Source organism: Candidatus Neomarinimicrobiota bacterium (genome assembly GCA_036476315.1).
Lineage (GTDB): Bacteria > Fidelibacterota > Marinisomatia > Marinisomatales > S15-B10 > JAZGBI01.
In genome coordinates this window covers 1-24,624 of sequence record JAZGBI010000073.1, presented here as the reverse complement: position 1 = coordinate 24,624, position 24,624 = coordinate 1, and the positions used below count along the sequence as shown (strand labels likewise).

22 protein-coding genes, 1 tRNA gene, 1 pseudogene and 1 riboswitch are annotated in these 24,624 nt (G+C 46.5%); of the genes and pseudogenes, 13 read left to right on the top strand and 11 right to left on the bottom strand.

Going from position 1 to position 24,624, the window contains the following annotated elements; genetic code table 11:
• Window positions 1–44 precede the first annotated feature (44 nt).
• The 7 genes from V3U24_07155 to metH form a co-directional block, all read right to left on the bottom strand.
• Window positions 45–578 (bottom strand): HD domain-containing protein, encoded by a 534-nt coding sequence (locus V3U24_07155; protein MEE9167219.1) that lies wholly within the window; start codon window positions 576–578, stop codon window positions 45–47.
• Window positions 579–592: 14 nt separating this feature from the next.
• Window positions 593–2,149 carry a citrate lyase subunit alpha gene (locus tag V3U24_07150; protein ID MEE9167218.1) on the bottom strand — a complete coding sequence of 519 codons (1,557 nt, stop codon included), beginning with the start codon at window positions 2,147–2,149 and terminating at the stop codon, window positions 593–595.
• Window positions 2,146–3,363, bottom strand: a complete 1,218-nt coding sequence (locus tag V3U24_07145) for an aldolase/citrate lyase family protein (GenBank protein ID MEE9167217.1) — start codon at window positions 3,361–3,363, stop codon at window positions 2,146–2,148. Before V3U24_07145 ends, V3U24_07150 begins: the two co-directional genes overlap by 4 nt.
• 204 nt (window positions 3,364–3,567) lie before the next feature.
• The gene (gene radC / locus V3U24_07140) at window positions 3,568–4,248 is read right to left on the bottom strand and encodes a DNA repair protein RadC (GenBank protein ID MEE9167216.1); all 681 of its coding nucleotides are present in this window, start codon (window positions 4,246–4,248) and stop codon (window positions 3,568–3,570) included.
• Window positions 4,235–5,218 (bottom strand): FAD-dependent thymidylate synthase, encoded by a 984-nt coding sequence (thyX, locus tag V3U24_07135; GenBank protein MEE9167215.1) that lies wholly within the window; start codon window positions 5,216–5,218, stop codon window positions 4,235–4,237. Before thyX ends, radC (V3U24_07140) begins: the two co-directional genes overlap by 14 nt.
• 59 nt (window positions 5,219–5,277) lie before the next feature.
• A complete protein-coding gene (locus V3U24_07130; GenBank protein ID MEE9167214.1) occupies window positions 5,278–6,075 on the bottom strand; it encodes a 3'(2'),5'-bisphosphate nucleotidase CysQ in 798 nt (265 codons plus the stop codon).
• Window positions 6,076–6,200: 125 nt separating this feature from the next.
• A complete protein-coding gene (metH, locus tag V3U24_07125; GenBank protein MEE9167213.1) occupies window positions 6,201–9,908 on the bottom strand; it encodes a methionine synthase in 3,708 nt (1,235 codons plus the stop codon).
• Window positions 9,899–9,974: riboswitch (SAM riboswitch) on the bottom strand. It overlaps the preceding gene by 10 nt.
• An 800-nt stretch (window positions 9,975–10,774) precedes the next feature.
• Here metH and V3U24_07120 point away from each other — a divergent pair.
• The 4 genes from V3U24_07120 to V3U24_07105 all read left to right on the top strand — a co-directional run bounded on the left by V3U24_07120 (window position 10,775) and on the right by V3U24_07105 (window position 13,245).
• Window positions 10,775–12,301 carry an Rne/Rng family ribonuclease gene (locus V3U24_07120; protein MEE9167212.1) on the top strand — a complete coding sequence of 509 codons (1,527 nt, stop codon included), beginning with the start codon at window positions 10,775–10,777 and terminating at the stop codon, window positions 12,299–12,301.
• Window positions 12,302–12,368: 67 nt separating this feature from the next.
• The gene (gene rplU, locus V3U24_07115; GenBank protein ID MEE9167211.1) at window positions 12,369–12,761 is read left to right on the top strand and encodes a 50S ribosomal protein L21; all 393 of its coding nucleotides are present in this window, start codon (window positions 12,369–12,371) and stop codon (window positions 12,759–12,761) included.
• Window positions 12,762–12,764: 3 nt separating this feature from the next.
• Complete coding sequence (gene rpmA, locus V3U24_07110) at window positions 12,765–13,016, top strand: 50S ribosomal protein L27 (GenBank protein MEE9167210.1); 252 nt, start codon at window positions 12,765–12,767, stop codon at window positions 13,014–13,016.
• Between the two features lie 156 nt (window positions 13,017–13,172).
• A tRNA-Lys gene (locus tag V3U24_07105) sits at window positions 13,173–13,245 on the top strand.
• A gap of 909 nt (window positions 13,246–14,154) precedes the next feature.
• Here the strand turns inward: V3U24_07105 and V3U24_07100 are convergent.
• On the bottom strand, window positions 14,155–14,997 hold the full coding sequence (locus V3U24_07100) for a hypothetical protein (protein ID MEE9167209.1): 843 nt from the start codon (window positions 14,995–14,997) through the stop codon (window positions 14,155–14,157).
• 676 nt (window positions 14,998–15,673) lie between these two features.
• Here V3U24_07100 and V3U24_07095 point away from each other — a divergent pair.
• The 8 genes and pseudogenes from V3U24_07095 (at window position 15,674) to V3U24_07060 (ending at window position 21,547) form a co-directional block, all read left to right on the top strand.
• A complete protein-coding gene (locus tag V3U24_07095; GenBank protein MEE9167208.1) occupies window positions 15,674–16,657 on the top strand; it encodes an alpha/beta hydrolase in 984 nt (327 codons plus the stop codon).
• Between the two features lie 13 nt (window positions 16,658–16,670).
• A complete protein-coding gene (locus V3U24_07090) occupies window positions 16,671–17,369 on the top strand; it encodes a hypothetical protein (protein MEE9167207.1) in 699 nt (232 codons plus the stop codon).
• A gap of 134 nt (window positions 17,370–17,503) precedes the next feature.
• On the top strand, window positions 17,504–17,941 hold the full coding sequence (locus V3U24_07085; protein MEE9167206.1) for a DUF6326 family protein: 438 nt from the start codon (window positions 17,504–17,506) through the stop codon (window positions 17,939–17,941).
• Window positions 17,942–17,975: 34 nt separating this feature from the next.
• Window positions 17,976–18,134 (top strand): annotated as a pseudogene (locus tag V3U24_07080) (zinc-binding dehydrogenase).
• A 2-nt stretch (window positions 18,135–18,136) separates the two neighbouring features.
• A complete protein-coding gene (locus tag V3U24_07075) occupies window positions 18,137–18,844 on the top strand; it encodes a DUF4386 domain-containing protein (protein MEE9167205.1) in 708 nt (235 codons plus the stop codon).
• A gap of 75 nt (window positions 18,845–18,919) precedes the next feature.
• Window positions 18,920–19,978, top strand: a complete 1,059-nt coding sequence (locus V3U24_07070) for a CPBP family intramembrane glutamic endopeptidase (protein MEE9167204.1) — start codon at window positions 18,920–18,922, stop codon at window positions 19,976–19,978.
• Between the two features lie 101 nt (window positions 19,979–20,079).
• Window positions 20,080–21,237: a twin-arginine translocation pathway signal protein gene (locus V3U24_07065; protein MEE9167203.1), complete on the top strand. Its 1,158-nt coding sequence runs from the start codon at window positions 20,080–20,082 to the stop codon at window positions 21,235–21,237.
• Window positions 21,238–21,241: 4 nt separating this feature from the next.
• A complete protein-coding gene (locus tag V3U24_07060) occupies window positions 21,242–21,547 on the top strand; it encodes a hypothetical protein (GenBank protein MEE9167202.1) in 306 nt (101 codons plus the stop codon).
• A gap of 699 nt (window positions 21,548–22,246) precedes the next feature.
• Here V3U24_07060 and V3U24_07055 read toward each other — a convergent pair.
• From V3U24_07055 to radC (V3U24_07045), 3 genes are read right to left on the bottom strand one after another with little or no spacing between them, the layout of a single operon-like run.
• The gene (locus V3U24_07055) at window positions 22,247–22,453 is read right to left on the bottom strand and encodes a zinc ribbon domain-containing protein (protein ID MEE9167201.1); all 207 of its coding nucleotides are present in this window, start codon (window positions 22,451–22,453) and stop codon (window positions 22,247–22,249) included.
• Window positions 22,454–22,455: 2 nt separating this feature from the next.
• A complete protein-coding gene (locus tag V3U24_07050; GenBank protein ID MEE9167200.1) occupies window positions 22,456–22,641 on the bottom strand; it encodes a hypothetical protein in 186 nt (61 codons plus the stop codon).
• A 19-nt stretch (window positions 22,642–22,660) separates the two neighbouring features.
• Window positions 22,661–23,116 (bottom strand): DNA repair protein RadC, encoded by a 456-nt coding sequence (radC, locus tag V3U24_07045; protein MEE9167199.1) that lies wholly within the window; start codon window positions 23,114–23,116, stop codon window positions 22,661–22,663.
• Window positions 23,117–23,564: 448 nt separating this feature from the next.
• Here radC (V3U24_07045) and V3U24_07040 point away from each other — a divergent pair, with 448 nt between their 5' ends.
• Window positions 23,565–24,176 carry a site-specific integrase gene (locus V3U24_07040; GenBank protein MEE9167198.1) on the top strand — a complete coding sequence of 204 codons (612 nt, stop codon included), beginning with the start codon at window positions 23,565–23,567 and terminating at the stop codon, window positions 24,174–24,176.
• The last annotated feature ends 448 nt before the right edge of the window (window positions 24,177–24,624 follow it).

Sequence of the window (24,624 nt, the reverse complement as noted above, 5' to 3'; positions counted from 1 at the left end):
GGCGTCGAGTATCCAGCATCAAGCATCCAGTATCCAGTATCAAGTCATCTCCTAAACGGTTCAAAGGTGACGAAATCCGCGTGATGGGCGATGATGCTCTCAACGGTTCTTTCCCCGAAATCACCTTCCTTTGAGTGCGTGGCGATGATGTGCTGGACTCCGGGCGGAATCCCAAAGCGCGCTGCAATGCCTACCCCGCTAAAGGGATGGCGGAGGATTTTCCCTGAGTCACTCGTGGTCAGCTTTCTGTCAACTATCTCGTACTCAAATAGCTTTCCCACGTCCATGAGAATGGCCCCGGCGATCAAGGTATCCATGTCGATGGAGATCTCATCTCCAAAATTCTGTTGCATGATTTTGGCGATTTCCACTGCAAGATGAACAGCCGTTCGCTTATGGTTCATGAAAGATATCTTGCAGTCCTCGACCAGAAGAGAGAAAGGGATATTTCTGAGATCTTCCGGCGAAAGAGGACTGTTCTCGATGGCGTATTCCCAGCAGTCCGTAACTTTCCCCCGGAGCACGGTGTCCTCGATCCATTCAATCTCCGGCCATAGCTGCAGCACTTCGTCTCTCATCTCTCCCTCCCTGTTCAGCTTTTCACCCCGTAGATGGCGTCCAGCACGGTTCCATCCACCCACTTTGTCACCCCGATCACCTTCTCTGTGACAGAAGGTTTCTGGGGCGGACCTCCACAGAGGTCGTCCACCTCTTCTTTGATTTCCTCCATTGGACGGAGGGGAAGTCCGGAGTTCTTCGTTGTCGCTATCAAATCCTCCCTAACCGGATTGATGGCGATGCCCCGTTCGGTGACAACGACATCGATGAGTTCTCCAGGACCACAGAGCGTCGTGACGCGGTCAACGATGATGGGGATCCGATTCCGGAACGACGGTATGGGTAGAATTGTACAGCTGCTGAATAGACAGTTCTGCCATCCGCCAATGCCATGCAGGAGCAATCCGTCAGAATGGGTGACCACGTTCGCATTGAAATTCAGATCCACCTCCGTGGCTCCCAGCACCACCACATCAACCATGGAAGCGAAATTCCCTTTCCCGTGCCAGTTATAAGACGTGAACGGTGATGTGTTGACATGATTCGGATTCTCCCGCATGGACCGGACCCCATCAAGATCGAATGTCTGTCCGTCCAGAATATAATCCGCGAAGCCTTCTTCCAACATTTCAACCAGGTATTTCGTGGATCCGCCCCTGACAAATCCAGCCTTCACGCCGGCTTCTTTCATGAATTGCTTCAAATAGCTGGCAAACGCGAGAGCGGTACCCCCGGCACCAGCCTGAAAACTGAAACCATTTTTCATGATTCCCGCCGCTTTCACGAACCGGGCGGCCAGTTCGGCAATGTATAGCCGGTCCGGAGAGCGGGTGAGGCGGGTGGTGCCCGAAACGATCTTTGCCGGATCGCCGATCTCTTCCATCACCACCACGTGATCGACGTTCTGACCTTGAATCTGCCACGGAACACAGGGAAATGACACGAGATGGTCCGTGACAATGATCACCTTATCGGCATATAAGGAATCGACAAGACCAAACCCAAGGAGTCCACATGCGGAAGGACCGCGGTCGCCCGTGGCATTTCCGAATGGGTCCGCCGTGGGCGCCGCCAGCACGGCGACATCAATGTGAACCTCACCGTCCTGAACCGCCTGCCAGCGACCACCATGACTTCTCAATACGGCCGTTCCGTTCATCCCCCCCCCTGACGCAAAACGTCCCAGCGGACCGTTGAGAGATCCCTCCACCCAGCTCACGACACCGTTTTTCATGTGCTGAACGATAGGCTCATGACATGGAAATGCAGCAGATGGAAACCACCGCACATTCTTTGCACCCATGTCGGAGACCACATCAAATACGCGGTTCATGAGCAGATCACCGTTCCTGAAATGGTGATGGGAAGAGATGGTCATGCCGTCTTTCAGTCCGCATCTCTCCAGCGCTTCCTTTAGGGACCCAACCACCTTGTTTCCATCAGCTGGATAATCGGAACACGTACGGACAAAGGGGGACGCTTTTCTCCCCTCCGGCCTCTGTTTTCCAACACCTTTGAAAGGCACCTGAGGGATCCCGTTCACTTCGGCAGGGACAAGTCTACCCGCAGCGTTTTCCAGCAGTTCGGTCATGATTTCCCAGGTCCTTTCCAGTTCTTTTCCAGCAAACCCCCGGAAACGGCGAGACCCACCGTACGGAGGGCTCGCTTCACCACAGGTGGATCAATCATTTTGCTTCCGAGAGAAACCACGCCAAACCCCTTTTCTCGGGCTTCATCGTATGCCAGGATAATCTCTTTCGCCTTCTTAATCTCTTCCTCACTGGGCCTGTGCACTTCATGAATCACGCGAATCTGCCGGGGATGGATACACCCCACTCCGTCGAAACCCAGGGACCTGGAATCTTCCACGAAGGACCTGAGTCCCTCCATGTCACTCACATCACTGTAGACAGAGTCGATGGCCTGAATGCCTGCCGCCCGAGCTGCGTTAACGATGATACTCCGCGCCATGAACGATTCCCGCCCCTCAGCGGTCCGTTCAGTTCCTATATCTGCAGAATAGTCCTCCAATCCAATGGCCAGCGCCACATTTCTTAATGAAGCCTCGGCGATCTCCAGCGCCTTCATCACTCCACGGGCAGTTTCAATAAGGGGCATAAGATATACCGGATCTTCACGGCCGCACGCTCCGCAGATTTCCGAGATTCGTTCCTCGATATTTTCTACCTGCTCAGCCGATTCCACTTTCGGGATGAGAACCAGATGAACATTGTGAGGTACCACGTACTCGAGGTCTTTCAATCCGAGTTCCCCCTGGTTAATTCGGACCATCCGTTCGGCCTCGAAGAAATCGACGGATCTCAGGGCATTTCTCACAACGAAACGTGTTGACTCTTTTTCCGGTGGCGAAATGGAGTCTTCCAGATCCAGTATGATGGCATCCGGTCTATGAATCCCGGCATTGAGCATGAGTTTCGGCTGATTACCCGGGAGATAGAGGCGACTCCGGCGAAAACGACCAGGCTCAGTGGTCCCTTTGCAGAAGTCCTTCATGGGGGGAAGCGACTCCTCCGAAATCTTCGGCCGGGCCCCTTTGATAGCCCCTTCAATTCGGGCTCCTACGACGAAAGGAACCGCACCGAAATCTTCGATCACGAGTTTACCGGAATCGACACCAAGATCTCGGCACACGCTTTCGGCTTGTTTTTTCAGAGAGTCACCGTAGAGGGCAAGAACCTTACTCTTGATCTCGACACTAAGAGGCTGGCGTCTTGTCGAGTAGGTGACTCTCAGGTCCGATCGAATCTTGTCCCCTTTTGGGCCAACTGTTGAAGTTTGAGCCATGGGCGTCAAGACCTAACCTGGTTCTCTAAAACTAAACCACAGAGGTCACAGAGAGAGCTAATAACTATAAGTTTATAAAAGAACAACGTTAATTGGAGTTTTTCAGGAGCGAACTTCAAAATAATCCATCTAAAGAGTTGAAAAATCATGTCTATATACTCTGTGTTCTCTGTGGTTCATAAATGGATGAACATAAGTGTTGATTCAGAGAAGACCATGATCGGAAAAAGAGTAATAGTCGTTGCCGGAGACAATAATATGATCATGCACGCTCACATCTATGGTTGCGGCTGCTTCCTTCAGCCTGCGAGTGATTTCCAGATCCTCCTTTGACGGCTCTGTGTTTCCTGACGGGTGATTGTGGGCGAATACGAGCGCAGCAGCTTTGTGTTTCAGTGCCGCCTCAATTACCTCCCTGGGATAGACGGCAGACGTGGTGAGGGTACCCTCGAAAAGTTCCTCCGATGCCATTACTTGATTTCTTCCGTTGAGATAGATAACTGAAAAGATCTCGCGACTCCGGTCTCTCAAACTAACCTTCAAATAGTCGATCACCTCCCGGGAGGAGCGAAGGAAATCGTGCCCCTCTACTCTCTCCCGGAGATAGCGCCGGGCGATGGCCTGAGCCAACTTGAGCCCAAAAATATTTCTGGGCCCCAGTCCCCTGATTTCAGTGAGTTCTTCCGGCGAAGCCTCAAGCACCCCTCGCAACGATCCGAACCGTTTCAGAGCGTCTTTCGCGGGCTGCTTGCAATCCCTTCGGGGTATTCCAACGGTGAGAAGAAGCTCGACAATTTCATAGTCGTGAAAAGCGTCCAATCCCGATTTCATGAATTTGTCGCGCAGTCTCTGACGGTGGCCTGCTATTGAGTCACGCGGGGTCATTTTTCTCGAGCGCAACAAGTTTGGCTTTGAACTCGCGAAGTTCCCGGATATTTCCCGTTTCAATTTCTCCCGAGGCCCACTTGAGTTCAAAATCTTCACGAGCGTCCCTCCCCCCCTGCTTTTGATAAACAATGTACAGTTCATCCTCCGGCCGGGGCTTGCTATTCTGAAGGGTGGCGACGATCCGATAGTTCACATCCTCCACAGTATCCTCCACAACGCTCGGTGGCAGGTTCTTTGTTAAACTGATCTGCTCAGGACTCGACAATTGCATTCCCCGGACAGCATAATCCATGAATGCTTCGTAAGCCAGAGGGGCAATCTCTTTCACAATGCTTTCCATAGCCTTAGCGTACACGCGGATTTCGTACTGGGCTGAATCATCCGTACGGAGATGAAGAAAATGGAAGATATTGTGAAGATCGTTTTTCCAGTACCACTCCGTATAGATATTCACAGGGAGGATTCCACGTGCCAGCTCCCTGGCTATTCCTGCCTCATTCAGTTCCGAGTAGATGGCGAAACTTCTCTCTGAAATCTCCTTGAAATAGGAAATCACCTTGTTTTTCAACTCACGGGGAACAAGGGATAGCTCCCGCCCCTGCTTACTTAGCTTGCTTTGAAACTGGATGATCTTTTCGTCCGGGATGTAGAATTCATCCCTGGCTTCCGAATATCGCAGGCTGTACTCATTGATGTTGGCTGTCCGGTGCCGTACCCACTGCCGGGCCACGAAAATGGGCATCTTGGCATGGAACTTAAGCTCAACCATTTCAAAGGGGGTGGAATGACGGTGGCGCATGAGATATCGGATAAGGCCTCTATCCTGGGAAACCTTCCGTGTTCCTTTCCCATAGCTCACACGGGCGGCCTGGACAATGGCATCGTCGCCACCCATCTTGTCCACCAGACGGAGGAACCCCTTATCAAGACACCGGATCGCCCCTTCCGGTATTTGTGTATCACTCATGACCCTTCCACTTGCCTTTGAAGCCCGTCACAACCTGAACACTTTAACACATGAACACGCTAGCGCCCTAGCACATCCAGTACGTTCTTCACTGCACTCGGATTTCCTGCGATGAGACCTGGAGAAATGAGGGCGTTCTCGTTGTTGTAGGTTACCACCCGGCTCTTGAGATCAATCAATTTTCCTCCCGCTTCGTTGATGAGACAGTGACCCCCGCATATGTCCCACTCGTGTTTGGGTCGCAAAGAGACGAAAATGTCCGCCATTCCGGCAGCTGTGAGGGCCAGCTTGTAACCCACACTTCCCACCGCCCTCAGTTCTGAGAACGTTTCATTGTAACGGCTCCACAATCCCCTGTCTGTTTCGGTGCGACTGTTCAGGATTACCATCTCTGAGAGTTCCGACTGCAATGTGCATTGAACCTTTTCACCATTCAGGTTGACACCTTGTCCCGAGGCCGCCCAGAATATCTCCTCAGTTGCGGGATTGTACAAAACACCCAGAATCGGAAGATGGTTTTCAACCAGAGCAATGCTCACGACGAAGTTTGGTACACCCTCTATGAACTCATGGGTACCGTCCAGGGGGTCCACGATCCAGACGCGCTCTTTTGTCAGCCGGTCGGGAGAATCGGATGTCTCCTCCGAGAACCATCCGTAGTGAGGGAATTCCGTGAGCAGAATCTCTTTCAGAAGAGAATTTGAGGCATGGTCTGCGGTGGTCACGGGGTTATATCCGCGGGAGCCTATGCCCACCCCCTTGTTCTTCACTTCATAGTTGGACTGATTGTAGTATTGCAGCACGAGATTGCCCGCCTCCCGCGCCGCTTCCAGGGCCACGTCAAGTTCATTGCGCATATATTAAACTTAGGTATTAGGCGGAAAAAACGTGACTGAAATTTCCACTGCCACGATGAACATGACGCGAAATGACCACACATAAAGCACCTGCCACTATCCAAAGAGTCACAAGAAGAATCAAATCAAAGATCAGGGTCATAGCTCAAATTCTGTCTCAGCCACCGTTCCATTGCTTTCACGTCCATCCCCTTTCTACTGGCATAGTCCACCACCTGATCCCTCCCAATCTTCCCGAGGCCGAAATAGGTTGAGTCGGGGTGGGAGAAATACCACCCGGCAACGGAGGCCGCTGGCGCCATCGCATAGTTTTCTGTGAGCTTTACCCCGATAGCTTCCTCAGCACTCAGCAGCCGGAACAACAGTTGCTTCTCAGTATGATCGGGGCAGGCTGGGTAACCGGGAGCGGGCCTGATCCCTCGGTAGGCCTCATCGATGAGCCCTTCATAGGCGATTTTCTCCTTGGGAGCATAACCCCATAATTCTTTTCTCACACGCTCGTGCATCCTTTCGGTGAGTGCCTCGGCGAACCTGTCTGCCAGCGCCTTGGCCATAATGCTGCTATAGTCATCATCTCTCTTCTCAAATTCTTCACATACTGCCTCCACTCCGATGCCAGCCGTCACGGCAAAGGCACCGATCCAGTCAGGCACTCCCGAACTCCTGGGAGCTACAAAGTCTGAAAGTGAAAAATTCGGTCGACCCGCCGCCTTCCCAACCTGCTGGCGGAGATGATGAAGTACGGCCGAAATACCGGAACGCCTACTGTCCGAGTAGACTTCAATATCGTCCCCCATCCCGTTGGCAGGGAAAATGCCCACGACTGCCCTCGCAGTGAAAAGCTGTTCATCCACGATACGGGTCAACAGGCGCTGAGCGTCCTCAAACAGAACTTTCGCCTCAGATCCGATTTTCTCATTCTCAAGAATCTTGGGATACTTCCCCTTCAGCTCCCATACAGAGAAGAAGGGAGTCCAATCGATGTAGTCCGTCAGCTCGGAAAGGGGATAATTGTCAAATACCTGAATACCCTGGAGTTTCGGAATGGGCGGTGGATAGCCATCCCAGGAGAATGTGAATCGCCGTTCCCGGGAGACCTCGAGAGGCAGAATGGTTCTTTTCGTTTTCCGACGCCGATGTTTTTCCCTCACATCTTCGTACTCCGCCCGGATGGATCTGATAAATTGATCACCTTTCTCTTCGCTGAGGAGATTACCAACGCTGCCCACACTCCGTGATGCATCAACTACATATAGAGTGGGCGCATGATACTCCGGCTCGATCTTAACCGCGGTGTGCGTTTTAGACGTGGTGGCACCTCCAATGAGAAGAGGTACCTGAAATTCTTCGCGTTCCAGTTCTCTTGCCACGTGAACCATCTCATTCAAGGAAGGGGTAATGAGCCCACTGAGACCGATCAGGTCCACCTTTTCTTTCTTGGCCACTTCGATGATTTTCGATGATGGAACCATGACACCCAGATCGATCACCTCATGACCGTTGCACTGGAGCACCACTCCCACAATATTCTTTCCAATGTCGTGCACATCGCCTTTGACCGTTGCAAGGAGAATCTTGTGTGTCTTCTTGAGTTTTCCACCGCTCTCTTTCTCGGTCTCCATGAATGGGCCAAGGTACCTTACCGCCTTTTTCATGACTCTGGCACTTTTCACAACTTGCGGCAGGAACATTTTACCAGAACCGAACAGATCTCCCACCGTGTTCATCCCGTCCATCAGCGGACCTTCAATAACGTCGATTGTGCGACCGAGTTTCTGCCGGGCTTCCTCTGTATCTTTATCGATAAAGTCGAGTATCCCGTTTACCAGAGCATGGGAAAGACGATCCTCCACTGACTCGTTTCGCCAGGCCAGATCGTCCTTTTGCTTTTTCTTGACACCTCTGTAGGTATCGGCAATCTCAACCAACCGGTCCGTGGCATCCTGCCGCCGGTTGAACAGAATGTCCTCGATCGCGGTTCGCAAGCCATCAGGAAGATCCTCATACCCAGGAAGCTGCCCCGCATTCACAATGCCCATATCCATTCCCGCCTGAATTGCGTGATACAGAAAAACAGAGTGCATGGGTTCTCGAATCGAATTGTTTCCTCGGAAGGAGAATGAGAGGTTACTCACCCCACCGCTCACAAGGCTGCGGGGAAGGGTCTGCTTGATCGTTTTGCACGCCTCAATATATGCGATAGCGTATTCATTGTGCTCCTCGATCCCCGTTGCCAAGGCAAAGATGTTAGGGTCAAAGATGATATCTTCACCTGGAAATCCAACCTCTTCGGTAAGGATCCGGTAACTCCGCCGGCAGATGTCCACCTTCCTGTCGTATGTGTCCGCCTGACCCTTCTCGTCAAAGGCCATGACGATAACTGCCGCGCCGAGTTGTCTGATTTTCTTCGCCCTTTCCGCAAACGCATCCTTCCCCTCTTTCAGGCTGATGGAATTCACTACTCCCTTACCCTGAATACATTTGAGCCCGGCCTCGATGACAGACCATTCGGAAGAATCGATCACGATTGGCACCGCCGCTATTTCAGGATCGGACGCGATCAAATTGAGGAATGTTACCATCGCATTCTCTGAGTCGAGAAGCGCTTCGTCCATATTTACGTCAATCATCTGGGCGCCATTCCTCACCTGGTGTCGCGCCACCTCGAGCGCTTCCTCGTATTTCTCCCCCCGGATGAGTCGCCTGAACTTCCGGGATCCCGCCACGTTCGTTCGTTCTCCAACATTGACGAAGAAAGAACCCGGACGGATAGTGAGCGGTTCCAGTCCGCTCAGGTGAGTATAGGGTTGGGGCTCGGGTATCTGGCGTGGCGGAATGCCCTCCACCGCCTCAGCTATGGCCCGGATGTGCCCAGGAGTTGTACCACAGCAACCTCCCACCATGTTCAAGAATCCGCTCTCTGCAAACTCCCCGAGAATCTTTGACATGTAGCCGGGCGTGTCGTCATACCCTCCGAACTCGTTGGGCAAACCGGCATTGGGATGAATGGAGGTGAAGGCATCTGCAAGATGCGCTAATTCTTCAATATACGATCGAAGATCTCTCGCCCCCATGGCACAGTTCAGGCCGATGCTGAAAAGATCCGCGTGATTGACGGAATGCCAGAAGGCTTCGACCGTCTGCCCGGACAGTGTCCGCCCACTGGCATCCACAATGGTCCCCGACACCATCACCGGAACTTCGACACCTTTCCTGTTGAGAATCTCCCTAATGGCTGCGAGGGCTGCCTTACAGTTCAGTGTGTCAAAAACAGTCTCAACCATGAGCAAGTCTACGCCCCCTTCCAAGAGCCCTTCCGTCTGTTCCATATACGCTGTCATGAGGTCGTCAAAGGTAATGTTCCGGTAACCGGGATCGTTCACATCGGGGGAGAGGGAGGCAGTGCGATTCGTTGGACCCAGAATTCCACAGACAAAGCGTGGATCGCCAGCAGGGTTGCCGTTGAACTCATCCGCCACTTTGCGGGCAATCCTGGCCGCCTCGACATTTATTTCTTCCACCAGATCTTCAGTGCCGTAATCAGACTGGGAAATTCGGTTCGAAGTGAAGGTGTTGGTACTGATAGTGTGGGCACCCGCCTCACAATAGGCCCTGTGAATGGCCTCGATCACATCCGGTCGAGTGAGGGTAAGAAGATCATTGTTGCCCGTCAGGTCAATGGGATGGTCCTGAAGACGATCTCCGCGGAAATCCTTTTCCTCCAGACGGTACGATTGAATCATGGTCCCCATTGCTCCATCGAGGATCAGAAGTCTTCTTTTCAGTATGTCCTTGAGCTTCTCCATAGTAAAAAAGCCGGTGCTACCCGGCATCTGGTACCTTTTTAGCACCTTTTTTAGCGTCGCGGCAATATGGTTCAAATCACGACTGGCCAAGTTTAGTAAAATTGAACATCAAGTAAAACAACTTTTCATCTGAAGGCAAGATTTTCCAGCTGTCGGAAAACAGGCGTTTCAGATAAGCATGTAGAAATTTATGGTTTTATTATACCCGGTTTGTTCATGGGCTTTCATTGAGCTCAACGCCCCCAGCGTACTTGAATTCCCTGAATGGTTTTCTCTTGACTTTTTCCCGATTTGTCGGGATGAGAGAAGAAAACGGCCTAAAACAATCTGGCGAAAAGGGGGTGGCCGAGCCGCGGATTAGTCCCGACCCGTCGGGATTCAGCCGAAGGTTCTCCACAGGATCTTGAGATTTTGCAGTACTTTTCTTACGCTAAGAAAAGTACGAGAAAATAAATGGTGGGCACATTCCCACGATGAGAATGTGTGCGGAGTGTAAAGAATGGAAGTTCCTGGGGCAGCACTCCGGTTGGAAAAGCTCCAGAAGATTTTGGCCCGGACAAAACCCTTGGCAAGTCCAGGATTGCGATGTACCTTAGATTGATACGGGCGGAATCGGGAAGGCATTGCTCGGAAGTTTCTTAGAAAAGATTTGCACGTTTTTCGAAGTTAAAACGATAAAGATTTTCATTCTTCTTTCTCTCCTTCCTTGATCCCTCCTAATCCGATCGTGATCGGAGTTGTTCAATAGTAGATGAAACCTGGATCGAGTAGTTAGATCCGGCTCTAACGTTACATAACAGGGAAAAATAGACAGTGTCCGTGGGTCCCAGGGATAATCCCCCGTTGGTACTATGGACCTAAAGTGTAGCTTTCAAGTGAGGATATAAGTTATTATGGGGAAAGAAATTCACATCAGTGAAACTGCGGGAGAACGCCGCATAGCCGTGTTGGAAGATGGCGAACTCGTTGAAATTTACGTCGAGAAACTGCGCGCTCAGGACATAGTGAGCAATATATACAAAGGGAAAGTTGAGAATGTAATCCCCGGCATGCGGGCAGCGTTCGTGGACATAGGATATGACATCAATTCCTTTCTTCCGTTTTCTGAGATTACGAATCCTGAATACCTAAAAGACACTTCCACATCAGAGGAGGAAGATGAGCGAGGCAACGGCGATTCGACGACGGAAGGAGAGATGGACGTGGATCTTGAGACCGGACAGGAAATCCTGGTCCAGGTTATCAAGGAACCCTTTTCGGGAAAAGGTCCCAGGGTAACAACGAACATTGCCATCCCGGGCCATCTCCTCGTCATGGTTCCCAATGCCCAGTTTGTGGGAATCTCCAAGAAGATCTGGGACAAGTATGAAAAACGTCGTCTCCGGAAGATCGCCCGGAATCTCCTTCCGAAGGGGATGGGAATTATTGTCCGGACTGAAGCCGAAGGCAAGGACGAACAGGTGATCAGAAAAGACTTCGAAATTCTCATGCAAAACTGGAAGACTCTTGACGAAAAGTCAAGACACATGGCGGCTCCCTCTCTCATCTACGAAGATCTGGAAGCGGTATCCACGGTTATTCGAGATCTCTTAACCTCGGATATTGCAAGGATAGTGTTCGACTCCCGGAAGCTTTACCGTCGAATTCAAGGTTACTTGCAGGACGTATCTCCGAGTCTGGTTTCCAAGCTTGAGATTCATCGGGGACGTGTTCCCCTGTTCACGAAGGGGGGAATCGAGGAGAAGATAGACAAATCCCTCAGGAGACGGGTATGGGTGAAAAGCGGCGCTTACCTGGTTATTGAACACACAGAGGCCATGGCCGTGGTGGATGTCAACAGTGGACGCTTTATCGGGAAGGGGCACCACGAGGAAAACTCCCTGACAATCAATCTGGAAGCGGCACGGGAAGTGGCCCGGCAGCTGAGGTTGAGGGATATTGGCGGACTCATCGTGATCGATTTTATCGACATGCAAGATGAGAACAACAAGAAGAAGGTTTATGACGAACTCCGGAAAGAGCTCCGAAAAGATCGCGCCAAGGTGGCCGTTTCTCCCATCAGTGATTTCGGACTGTTGGAGATGACCCGCCAGCGGGTTCGCCTCTCGCTCCTCGATTCCGTGACTGAAAAGTGTCCCACATGTCACGGAAGCGGCAGAATTGGATCCAAAGATTCCGTCATTACCAAGATAGACAACTGGCTTCGGGGATTCAGAAATAAGAACCGGGGACTTCGCTTGAGACTCCGGGTTCATCCAACATTGGCCGATTACCTGAGGGATTCGAAGAAGGATGTGCTAAGAAAGTTCATGTGGCACAATTTTGTCCATATCGATATTGAGGAAGATAAATCCCTGGGACCGGATGAATTTCAATTCTATTCCAGGAAGAAAGGGGAGGAAATCACTCACAAGGTATAACTTGACTTGTAGCGGGATAGGTAGGTAATTTTTTTGGGTTATATCGGAAAACGTAACGCTGAGATTCATGTACGCGATCGTAAACATATCAGGTAAGCAGTTCATGGTGGAGCCGGGAGATGAACTTCAGGTTCCCCGGCACAATCTGGAACCGGGCAAGAAGGTCAAATACGATCATGTTCTTCTCGTTGGCAATGATAAAAAGATAAAAGTCGGAACGCCCAGCGTGAAAGGTTCCACCGTGCAGGCAACCGTTCTGGATCACGGCAAAACGAAGAAAGTGCCAGTTTTCAAGAAAAAGCGTCGAAAGGGTTACAGGGTAAAAAACACACACCGTCAGGAATTTACCAGGATCCGGGTCGACTCGGTCAAGGAAAAGGCACCATCAAAGGCCCGGGCCCCGGCGAAGAAGAAATCGACAACCAAGACAACGAAGAACAAGGCTTCTAAAGGAGAATAAATTATGGCCCACAAGAAGGGAATGGGCAGTTCCAAGAACGGTCGTGACAGCCAGTCAAAGAGGCTTGGAGTGAAAATATATGACGGTCAGACGGTCACGGCAGGATCCATTATTGTCCGTCAGAGAGGAACAAGAATTCACCCCGGTCTGAATGTGGGTATTGGGGGTGATGATACTCTTTTTGCCAGGATAGACGGTGTCGTAAAATTTGGTCGGAGAGGAAGATCGCGGAAAATAGTGAGCGTCCTTTCATAGCACTTTTCAACACGAATCCCGTACCACCTAGGAGCATATCCACCTTACAATCCTTATCCCATTGAACGGGATTTCTCATATATGCATCTTTCGATGGATTTGTTTTGTCTTTCCCCGTCGAGAAACTAATTTTCTTTCGATCATCGGGATTCCTCTGGGCCCGTAGCTCAGTTGGTAGAGCAGCGGCCTTTTAAGCCGTTGGTCGCGCGTTCGAGTCGCGCCGGGCTCACTCGTCGACAACCCCATTTTCTCGTCGTGAGAGTGGTGTAATTATTTATCCGAACCTATTTGACAGGAATGGACAGGAAACGTCACTTTTCCCATGTCCACCGGTCTATTACCGATTTACTCATACGCAATTTTCGACTGATGAGCAGTGTTATAGAAATAAAAAAAGCACCTACGATAAGGTGCCTTTTGAACTTCAAGTAGTGTAGATACTCCTATAATATATCGTCCAATCCGTCTACTGAAGCCCTGTAATTGTCATCCAAAAGATCAACATAATATCGTTCCGTTGTCTTAATCGATGAATGTCCCAACAATCGCCACGAAAACAAAAAGACGATAAAATGAAAAAACAACTCCACAAACTTACGCTAAAACACGACCCGAACTATTTTAGAGAACAAATAGTTCGACGAGTAGCAGCTGAAGATGTTAGAAAAAGCGGTGGGTCAGCGCATTTCGTTTTACAGGGGAAATAAAGCCAATAATTAGAAAGGATGTATTATAATGAAATATTTAGAAAAACACGGTGACTGCGGACAACATGTGAATTTGGACCATGTTGTTCAAGTCAATTGTACTGATGAGACAACAATTAAATTCGTTACAGTAAATGATACTGAAATTACTTGAGAATTTGATTCCGAAGAAGAGGCTGGCGACACCCTTGGTGTTATGTTAAATACACTATATGAAGAAGGGAATTTAGTTTCTTCGGAATTGAGAGAAGCAGATCAGTATGAAAAGGCTCCAAAATAGGAGCCTTTTTTCAATAATCGGAGTTATAATTGTATCAAAACATTATAGTTATCGACTATATCGATCAAGCTAAGCTGGCACCGAACGCGGGAATACAGATGGCTCCGAAGACCGAGTTTCAAATCAGAAAAACAGGCTTTCGCTTGATTCTTTACCGGGTATAGCCAATTACGATGACAGGCATCGTCAACGCCGATAAGCTTATTTCCGCACCAATTCGCAGATGCGAAAACAGGGTAGTAGTGACTCCGACCATTCCCGTTAAACCCAAAAGATTTTCATCGTCTAGATCTACTACCGAGGTTGTTTCATGGGAACTCATAAGGTAGGTTCCCAATCCTCCGTAGGCCGTGAATCTCGAGATGTCTTTGCTCGCAATCAGATCGATTGAAAAAGCTGTAAGGCCAAAATCCTCAACGCCCACGAGCCCCATAGCGCCAATCCTGACAGCGGTGGCCAGATTTTTTTCCATATCATTAAGTATGCTATATTGGAGCTGTGCACCTGCAAAACCGTAATTAGACCCAGGAGCCATCAAAAATGTGCCGCCTATATCGATTCGGTCGGTGAGGCCTATCCTTACAAGCGGTAACGGCATGGGGAGAACATGTCGAGAGTCGGCATGGCCGGCAGTGACTTCATCGTCTTTCTTAGCTTGTTCACCAATCTGCCAGTGAGTAGAGTGGATATGAACAAAAGTGTCATTCCAGGCGGAATCAGTATCATCGATGGGCGCCCAGCCTTGCGTTAGAATTATTTCAAACTTCCTGGCACCCAACGGTTTTGCCGATGCGAGTGGGCGAAAATACGCTATAAGTCCAGCTTCCCTGGTGAACTGCTGCCAGGCACCCTGTGTCAGGGAAGGATCAATCTGCATGGAGCAATTCTTCCATCGGTTACTGACATGAAGATCTACATTATGGGCATACGATGTGGAACAGAACAGAGTAATGACCAAAGCAGCCAATATTTTGATAAGAAGTTTACTCTTCATGATTAATACTCCTTTCATATGTTTGGTGGTACATTGAATTTTTTATCGCGGCAGAAGCTAGCAAGTGAGTAACTACTTTTTCTGTAGAATTTAAATGTATATAATCTATATTTCTGAAACAATAGCTTATTGTATTTACGTAAGCTATTTGATACTAGGCAGTTATCCCGCACTGTTGATTACACCTTTGAGATAAGAAAAAACTATAAAAACCAACCAAACTCTCCGCAATTTGAAAAATGTGGAAATGGAGCTGGTGTATGTAATTGAAACGTATGCTAATCAACCATAGTTTTACCAGTATCTACTAGTTACACGACCGCCTAATTGAGGTGCCTTTAGTGAGAAAATTCCATGATTGACTTTATGATAGTAAGATAGTATTATATTTCCTAAGGAGGAATTTTCCCAGAGGGTGGGATGGCTGAGATTAGATCCTTAGAACCTGAACTGTATAATAGCGTTTGAGTATCCACAGGATGCTGTGCATGAGTCAAGAAGTCTCAAGATCCTGTGGAAAACCGAGTGAATTCAAATCCCAAGTTGATATGGGGAATGTCGATAAGAAAATATATATTTAATGAATAAATAATTAATCTTCCAAACACGTTCTATGTTGGATTTCCCCAAATCTAATATCGGACAAAATAAATCTGTACTAAAAGGAGTTCAGAAAATGAGGAAAATTTACTCTTCTATAATCATTTTGGTGGTTCCACTATTATTGTTGTTTGTAGGGTGTGGAGGGCTCTTAGATCCTGATGAACCAGGCAATCTGGTTCCTAAGACAGTTGATGAAGGGAATGTTGAGCATGCTAACCATGCCGTCGAAATAAACGGCACAATCCTTCATATTGAAACATACGGAGATCCATCTAATCCAGTCATTATATTTCTTCATGGTGGACCTGTCGACGATTTCAGGAGCTTGTTAAGGCTTAATGGTCTACAAGACGATTATTACTGTGTCTTTTATGATCAAAGAGGAGGTGGTCTTTCCAGAAGACACGATCCTGATGATATATCAATTGAATCATATATAGGCGATTTGGATGCAATAATCGAGAAATATAGAAGAACACCAACCGACACAATCAATTTCATTGCGCATTCCTGGGGGGCACAAATTGTTACTTTTTACATAGATGATGATCCTCAGAGAGCCCTGCAAAAAGTGGATAAGGTCGTGTATTCAGACCCTGGTCCATGGAAGGATGAATGGATGGATTACGTGATGGTCGACCTGGATTTAACAGCTGGCTGGATGAACGAATTTATGTGGAACAATGAGTTCATATCATCAGATACTCATGAGCGGGCCGATTATTGGGCCTTCGTTACTAAGGGTAGCAACCCTGACCGACATCTTAGTAAAGCAGATCCTTCTCCAAAATGGAGATGGGGCGCATATGCTACTTATAAGTTTAGAGAAGACGCAGCAGATGGCTGGGATTGGACAACTAACTTATCTCAATTCACTAATAAGGTTCTTTTCATACGGTCCGGATTGAATGAGGATCATACTCCTGAATACTTTGATTTAGTTATGGAGCCTTATCCTGTTGATTCTTTGGTTACTATTGAAAATGTTGGACATGATCTCTGTTGGGTCAAGTCTGTAGAATATATGGATGTTGTACGTAGTTATTTTGAAGAATAAAGAGGATAAAGTCATGAAAAGATTAGCATTTATTTTCTTAATAATCGTTGCCCAAACGCAAAATATCTCTGCCAGAGAAGTGTTTAATCAACTCCAGCCAGGGGCGAGAAATGTGTACTTCAACTTCGAGATGGATCCAGTATTTGCTATTGTTGCTGGTTACGCCAGAAACATTGAGATCAAGAAGCTCAGCAGAAATGTTACTCTTACCGGGGATATTACTTTGCCAATATTTGTGATGGATCTAAAACACTATCGAATTGATCTTGGTTCAAGAACAGCCCTTTTCAATTCAGAAAAATGGAATATTATTAGTGCACTCAGTGTAATCAATAAGGGGACTGATAATCCGGTGTATGCCGGGTATCTATTCAGCATTGAAGAAGGACTTCTTCTGGGGCACTTCGCTACTGAATGGTATATGGCAATTGATCTGAGCTACGAGAAATTTCTCTTTACCAAGATAGAACATACTCATTGGTACAAAGAATCAGTGCATACAGACGCAAAAGACGGCTGGTATAGCAGTACCGGTGGGAATATTACATTTGGCTTACAAGGTGGTTATACATTTCGTAATGTTATAGAACTAACACTTCGATTTGGAATGTATAAGACTGAAGGTTTCAACAATGCTGGAGGAATACCCTTTGTTGTCAATATTGGAATGAACTATCATTTACAGAGAAAAATTCAGAAATCCCCCGATTGACAATTCCTCCTTCGACTATTATCTTCAGTTAGTAATTTGCATGTAAAAAGGGGTGCTATTCCACCGAGGGTGGGATGGCCGAGATTATACCCGTACAGACTTATCGGGGTGATGCCAGTGGAGGGAGATAAAAAATGAATTCAATCAAAACGACCGCAAGAATTTTTGAAGATGTGAAAATAAATGTGAAGATGAAGCTTTCGTTATTATGGGTAGCTTTAATGTTTTTCTATTTATATAACGATGTTTTCACGTTTTTTCGGGCGGAGCATATTAAGGAAGTGTTAACGGGAGAAGTAGCAGGTATTCAAATTACTCAAGTATTTTTGTTTGGAGCGGCAATATTAATGGCGATTCCGAGTTTTATGGTTTTCCTGTCACTGATATTGCCAGCTAAAGTGAATCGCCGGACAAACATCATAGTAGGAATATTCCATATTGTTGTTTTACTCGCTACATTGTTTGTACCAGGGGAGCTTTGGGCTTATTATGCGCTTTATATGATTTTTGAAGCTGTGTTTATTGCACTAATTGTTTGGCATGCATGGAAGTGGCCTAGACAGGAAGGTTAGCCCAAGTAATTTACTTTCATTGTTCGAAACTGCAATCCTCAAAGAGCTTATTGAGGCGGGGAAGATAAGACCGGTCATAGATAGACGCTATCCGTTGGAACAAATTGTGGAGGCTCACAGGTATGTTGAAAAAGGACACAAAAAGGGAGAAGTAATCATAACTGTGGCACATAATAACAAAGAAAAGGACTAAAAATGAACTCACCCAAAAAGACCGCAAGAATTGCAGGGTTCCTGTACCTGATTATGGTCCCATTCGCTGTCTTCGGCATAATGTGGGGCACCACCCTTATTGTGCCCGGAGATGCCGCGGCAACAGTGAAAAATATCATGGCTTCTGCAACGCTATACCGCCTCAGCATTCTTAGCGCTCTAGCCGTCCAGATAGGCCATTTATTGTTGGTCCTGATTCTATACAAGTTGCTCAAACCAGTTAACAAAAACATGGCTTTGCTTATGGTCATATTCTTACTGGTCAGTATCCCTATCACGATGCTCAATGAGCTTAACCGATTTGCTGTCCTGCTAGTATCGAGCGGCGCTGACTACTTGACAGTATTCACAGCAGGTCAGCAGCAAGCTCTGGGATTACTATTTCTCAATTTGCAAGGACGGGGAATTTTTATCACCCAGATCTTTTGGGGACTTTGGCTATTGCCCATGGGTTATTTAGCTTTCAAGTCGGGTTTCCTTCCTACATTTTTGGGCGTCTTGTTGTTGATTGCCGGTATTGGCTATGTGATAGATAGTGTTGGCAGATTACTTTCACCCAACTTCGGTGTGACAATTATGGCGACAATTACCGCAATAATGTTGTGGGGGGAATTGGCATTTCCCTTGTGGCTTTTGATTAAGGGTGTAAACGTCGAACAGTGGGAAAAACGTGCTCTTGAATCTGCCTGAGTATAGCCCATGCTGAACGGATGGAAAATCAACTTCCGGTTGTAGAATTTTGCCAAATCAAAAAGGAATCTATCCATGCTGAAAAATAAGATAGATGCAATCGTCGCCCTAATCGTACTTGCATCCCTGCCAACTATTTCATCTGCCCAAGGCACGGGCCTCACCCGAAAGGAAGTACTGAAAAATCCACTCATGTCGGCGTCGGTGAGCGTGATTACGGCAAATTCAATTGGGTTCCTCGACAGCACCGATCTCACCAATGCACAACTGCCTTGGTGGATGCCTGCCATCATTGCGCCTCAGCATCTGCCCATGTATAAGATCAATCCCGGGCTGGCGAAAAAGTATTCTATTGCTGAAGGTGTCTTCCTTGGCGCGCATTATGCCACTCGCGACAACTATATGCTCGCCAAAACAACCATCAACCTTTACATGATGACTGCCTGGTATTCGTCGTACAACATGTATAAGATCAATCGCAATAATGCAGCGCCGGGTGTTTATAAAGATGAATGGAAAGGTTACAGCGTGAAAGAGCTCGCAGTGGCGCCCATCCAGTTTAAGAAGTTGATACGACCCATGTTCCTTCTTCCAGTCGGGCTCATAGCGTGGAGTCAGTTTCGACAAATAAGCGATTCTGAAACTTCAATTTTTGAGACGAAGAAGGCATACATCGATGGGAAGGAGTACTCAGTCGGAGCAGGACTCGCTCTGATGACTACGAATAATATCATCCACTATCTTGCGACGGGGATAGGCGAAGAAGTGCTTTATCGTGGATTTATCTATGAGGAACTGAGGACAACATTTGGGTCTCGTCGAGCCAAGTTTTACGACTTCTTCATCTTCCCAAGCATCCACATACCAATGGATCTTGCGGCAGGTAGGAAATCTGATGAAATAGGGGGAAGATTCGTTGAGCGTGGCATCGCTACACTACTCTTTGACTACGCATATGATCGAGGCGGTCTCCCCCTTGCCGTGTCGTTGCACACATGGTTCAACTTTATCAACTTTACAACAAACTGGATGAGAGACGGCGGCGTTCCTGACATCAATGCCATAGAGGAAAACGGTGGCTCAGCGTCAATTTCGGCACCACTCATCATGATCAGTTACACCTGGCAATTTTGAGCCGCTGGATGATAACCCAATATTGGTAATGTTCTCAAAACCAATACCGACACACGGCAGGAGACGGAAAATGAGAGCATCAATGCTTAAGGAGTAGAAAAGTGGAAAGAAGAACTTTTGTCAAAGTTTTGGGAATTGGTGGCGTATATCTCACGATTCCTGAATTGTTCACAGGATGTGCAACGAGTAGCAAATTAGCGATAGCAAGGTCACCTTGGGAAATAGATGGTAAAGTGAGCCAATATGACGATATTCGCCTGAAGATATTGTCCTACGCAATTCTTGCGCCAAATCCCCACAACAAACAACCTTGGATTATTGATTTAAGAAAACCTGATGAAATCAGTCTTTATATTGACCCAGAACGTTTATTACCAATGACTGATCCTTTTCATCGTCAGATTTATATTGGTCAGGGAACATTTCTTGAACTTTTAGTTATGGCGTCAAAAGAGTTTGGTTACAATCCTAAAATCCAATTATTCCCAAATGGTATTGATTCCGTCAGAGAAACAGGGAAATCACCTATTGCTACTGCAAAACTTCAACAAACAGAAGTTGAAAAGGATGAATTATTTTCGCAAATACCGCACCGTATCACCAATCGTCGTCCGTATAATGACATGTCGTTATTAACTGGTGAATTGACATCGCTTGGACAAAGTTACGATTCAGAAAATTATCCAATTAGATTCGTTACGGATGATGAGAAATTGAATGCTATGGGTAATCTTATGACTAAAGCGATGGAAATCGAAACCTATCTTGAGCGAACACACGCAGAAACGGTATCAATGATAAGATTCAATGATGAAGAAGTTGCAAAACACCGTGATGGATTCAGTTATGAAAATATGGGTGTAACTGGTACAAGTCGATTCTTTGCAGAAATGTTTGCTGGACGAAAACAGGCTTTTGGTGATTCATTCAGAGAAAAAACGGTTAGTGTGACGAGAGAAATGACACAAACCGCAAAAGCATTTGGATTGATGTTCGCAAGAGAAAATAACCGTATTGTCCAAGTTGAAATAGGTCGGCAATACGCACGCGTTCATTTGACAGCAACGAAATTGGGTTTAGCAATGCATCCAATGAGTCAGGTACTGCAAGAATACGATGAATTAGCAGAAGTCCGACAAGAGTTTTTTAAAGTTATTCAACCTATTGAAGGTATCCCACAAATGCTTTTTAGGTTGGGACGATCAAAATCAACACCTCATTCACCAAGGCGTGAATTATTAGATTTAGTGAGAAGTTAGTTATTTGGCAAACCACGATTCGCTGAAGTCCAGCGGGGAGCTGCAGCAGCGGGAGCAGGAGTATCCATTCTGGTCTGCGCGCCTTTATGCAATCATGGGTGAGAGGGATAAGACCCTCGGCCTGTTGGAAAAGGCCTATAAAGACACCACTAAAGAGACATATTATCCTGTGGGGCTCGAGTATTATCCGGAATTTGATTTCCTCCGGGCCGAGCCCCGGTTCAAGGCCCTGCTCCAAAAAATGGGACTGACGGAAGTATTCAATCAATCCGGTCAGATGATTCGGCAGCTGCGCCTGGATGACTCCTAACTGCCTGGCCAAAGGTTAGTCATTTGGGATGGGATCAATGACATGGGAGAGCAAGTGAGCGCTGGCGTTTACCTGTATCAAATCCAAGCACGAGACTTACCGCAACAGTCCGACACAATTCACTTTCAAACAAGGAGAAACAGATATGGGTGATAAGGGGAAAAAAGACAAAGGCAAAAGGGAACAACAGAAAAAGGCCAAGCTTAATCTAAAGGAAAAACGAAAATTGAAAAAAGAAAAGAAGAACTAAATGCTCAGTGTTGTTCGGTGACCTTAAATCAAACACGGAAGTTGTGGGGGGAATTGTTATTTCCCTTGTGGCTGTTGATTAAGGGTGTAAACGTCGAAGAGTTGGAAAAACGTGCTCTTGAATCTGCCTGAGTATAGCCCATGCCGAAGGGACAGGGACTTTGACTTCACCCAGACACGCAAGATGTTATTACAGAGGTGAGACGAAATAACCAATCTTCTTATAATTGTCCCTATAATTGTTGTGCTCATACTAATAGGACTGTTTAAAGCATATAGAGATTACATAAAACAGAAGGAGTAAAAATTTCTTAAGAAATCAAGGTACGATGACCGGGTGTGCCAAGGAACTAAAAGAACCGGTACTAACCCGCCCAGAAACACTCTCTGAAAATATTTTTTATATTTTTCTAGAAAACCCACGCTAAAAAGAGCTACAACAAGTAGCTCTTAATGTATCTTTCCAACTCTTTTAGGACCATGCTTTGTGTAATCTGTTGCATGAAAACCTTTACCCTTGAACCTTAATGATGGCGCACTGATTATTCGTATTGTTTCTCCATTGCAAACCGGACATTGAGGTGCATCATCATTAACTGACTGAAGAACTTCAAAGAGATGGTCGCAATGCTGGCAACGATATTCATAGATTGGCATGATTATCTCCCCCTGAAATAGTTAAGAACATCACGCACTAGAGCCAGTGTACCATATACAAGAAAGAAGTCCATTATCAATCCAGCCATCCAGTCAAATAATTCATCGTCTTTTTCTGAACCATCCGCGAAGCCCGATTCAGATTCTTTTTTAGCGTCATCACCGCCTGTATCAAAGCCAATTTTCACGATCTATTCCTCCTTGTTTTTAAAGCAACCCATGATCTGAAAAGCTGTAATGACTTTTTCCCGCAATGATCAGGTGGTCATGAAGTGGTAGGTCCATAACTTCACAGGCACTCTTTATTCTCGATGTTATCTTTCTGTCATCAGAACTTGGATTGAGGTTTCCTGACGGGTGATTGTGTGCTACTATTATCGCAGCCGAATCTAGTTCCAGCGCTCTTTTTATTACCTCACGAGGATAAACCGAGCTTGCAGTGAGAGTCCCTTTGAAGAGAATCTCCGTGGCAATATGTTTATTACTGCCACTCAGAAACATCACCACAAAACACTCTCTTGAATAGTTTTCAGAAAGCACGCTGGCAAAGTGCTTTGCAGCTTGTTCACTGTTATTGACAACTTCTCCAGCTTTGATCCAAAAACGTTTCCGATATTCATTTTCAATTTGTTCATCGCTGATCTGATCAAGCACTTCAATCATGCTGTTACCTCTTCTTTCATTCCTGTTGACAGCTCTTTTTCAGCAATCATATAGTTCTCCTTGAAAATGCAGAAAGGGGCTGTTCTGATTAATCAAAACAACCCCTCTGAACACGCTGGCGTGCTCTGTATAAGCAGGACTATTCCGCGGACTCTGAAAACCCAATTCCTCCTTATTTGAAAATAATCTGTTTACGATTCGCAGCTTTCATTTCTTATTCCAGAATTCATTCCGACGAAAGAGCTGTCGTATTATTCTAAGCATTATTAATAATATCTTCAGAAAACGTTCTGGTAAGCAGCACCCAAAGTCCCCGAACCAATATGGGTCACGTTTAACCATGTTTCGCTCCTTCCTGAAGGTTGAATGCCAAAGCACAGGTGTACTCTTCTTAATTTCTTATTCCAGAAATAGGGTATAAGAACCTTGATAATAGAAGGAGGTTCTTATGTCAAATTGGATTATTACGCCAGATAAATACTTAACTGAAGAAGAAACTAAACAGTTAAGAAAGGCTTGCCGGGAAGCATCGATTCTAGCGAAAACTAGGGGTGTACAAGCACCAGTCAGAGATGCACTTATTATTAACCTCGCATTAGGGACAGGGCTGCGCGTGTCAGAGATTGCTAATCTTAAGATTGAAGATCTTCACTTAAAGAAAGGTCAGAACTCATTGTTGGTGAAGAATGGAAAAGGGAATAAAGATCGGTTAGTTACGTTCAGTGTTAAACTGAAGAAACAGATCCAGGCTTATCTAGCATACAGACGATCCAATAGTCCTTATCTTTTTCCGTCTGAACGGGAAGAACAAATAACAAGATCTGCGGTTCAGAAAGTCTTCAAAAAGTTCGCTAAGAAGGCAGGGATCGCTCCACACTACAGTATCCATTCGTTACGTCATACATATGCCACCAATCTCTACAAAGCTAGTAGCTACAATTTAAGGCTAGTGCAAAAACAGCTAGGTCATGCAAACATTTCAACAACGACTGTATATAGCGATGTTATTAGCAAAGACCTAGAGGAAGCCTTGGAAAATCTGGAATTAGATGAAGAATGAGGTTTATTTGACCTTATTCTTTACTTGGAGATAAACTGAATAGAAACTGGCTACAAAACTCGATTGATTGGCTATATTACCAGCGAAAACTGAGAGGAATTGGCTACAATTCGGATGAAATGTGGCGAATTCTATGAAGGGAGAGTTAGCTTTTACTTAATATTGAATTATAAACCTCCTGAACCCCATTTATGAAGCGTACCGTCGAGATATGAACCTTGTGTATCCGCTCCGTATCCAGGTCTTTTCATAAGTTCTATCTAATGAAATAAATACTATCAACTAAATTAATATGAATTGAATTCAATATTACATTTCAAATTGATTTAATAAGCTAAATATGGCATTTAGTTAATTGTGGTGTATCTATAGGTTGAGTTTGCCTAGTACTAATCATTGAGTTGTGATATTGTCGATAACCATATATAACTTTATTTGATAAATAATT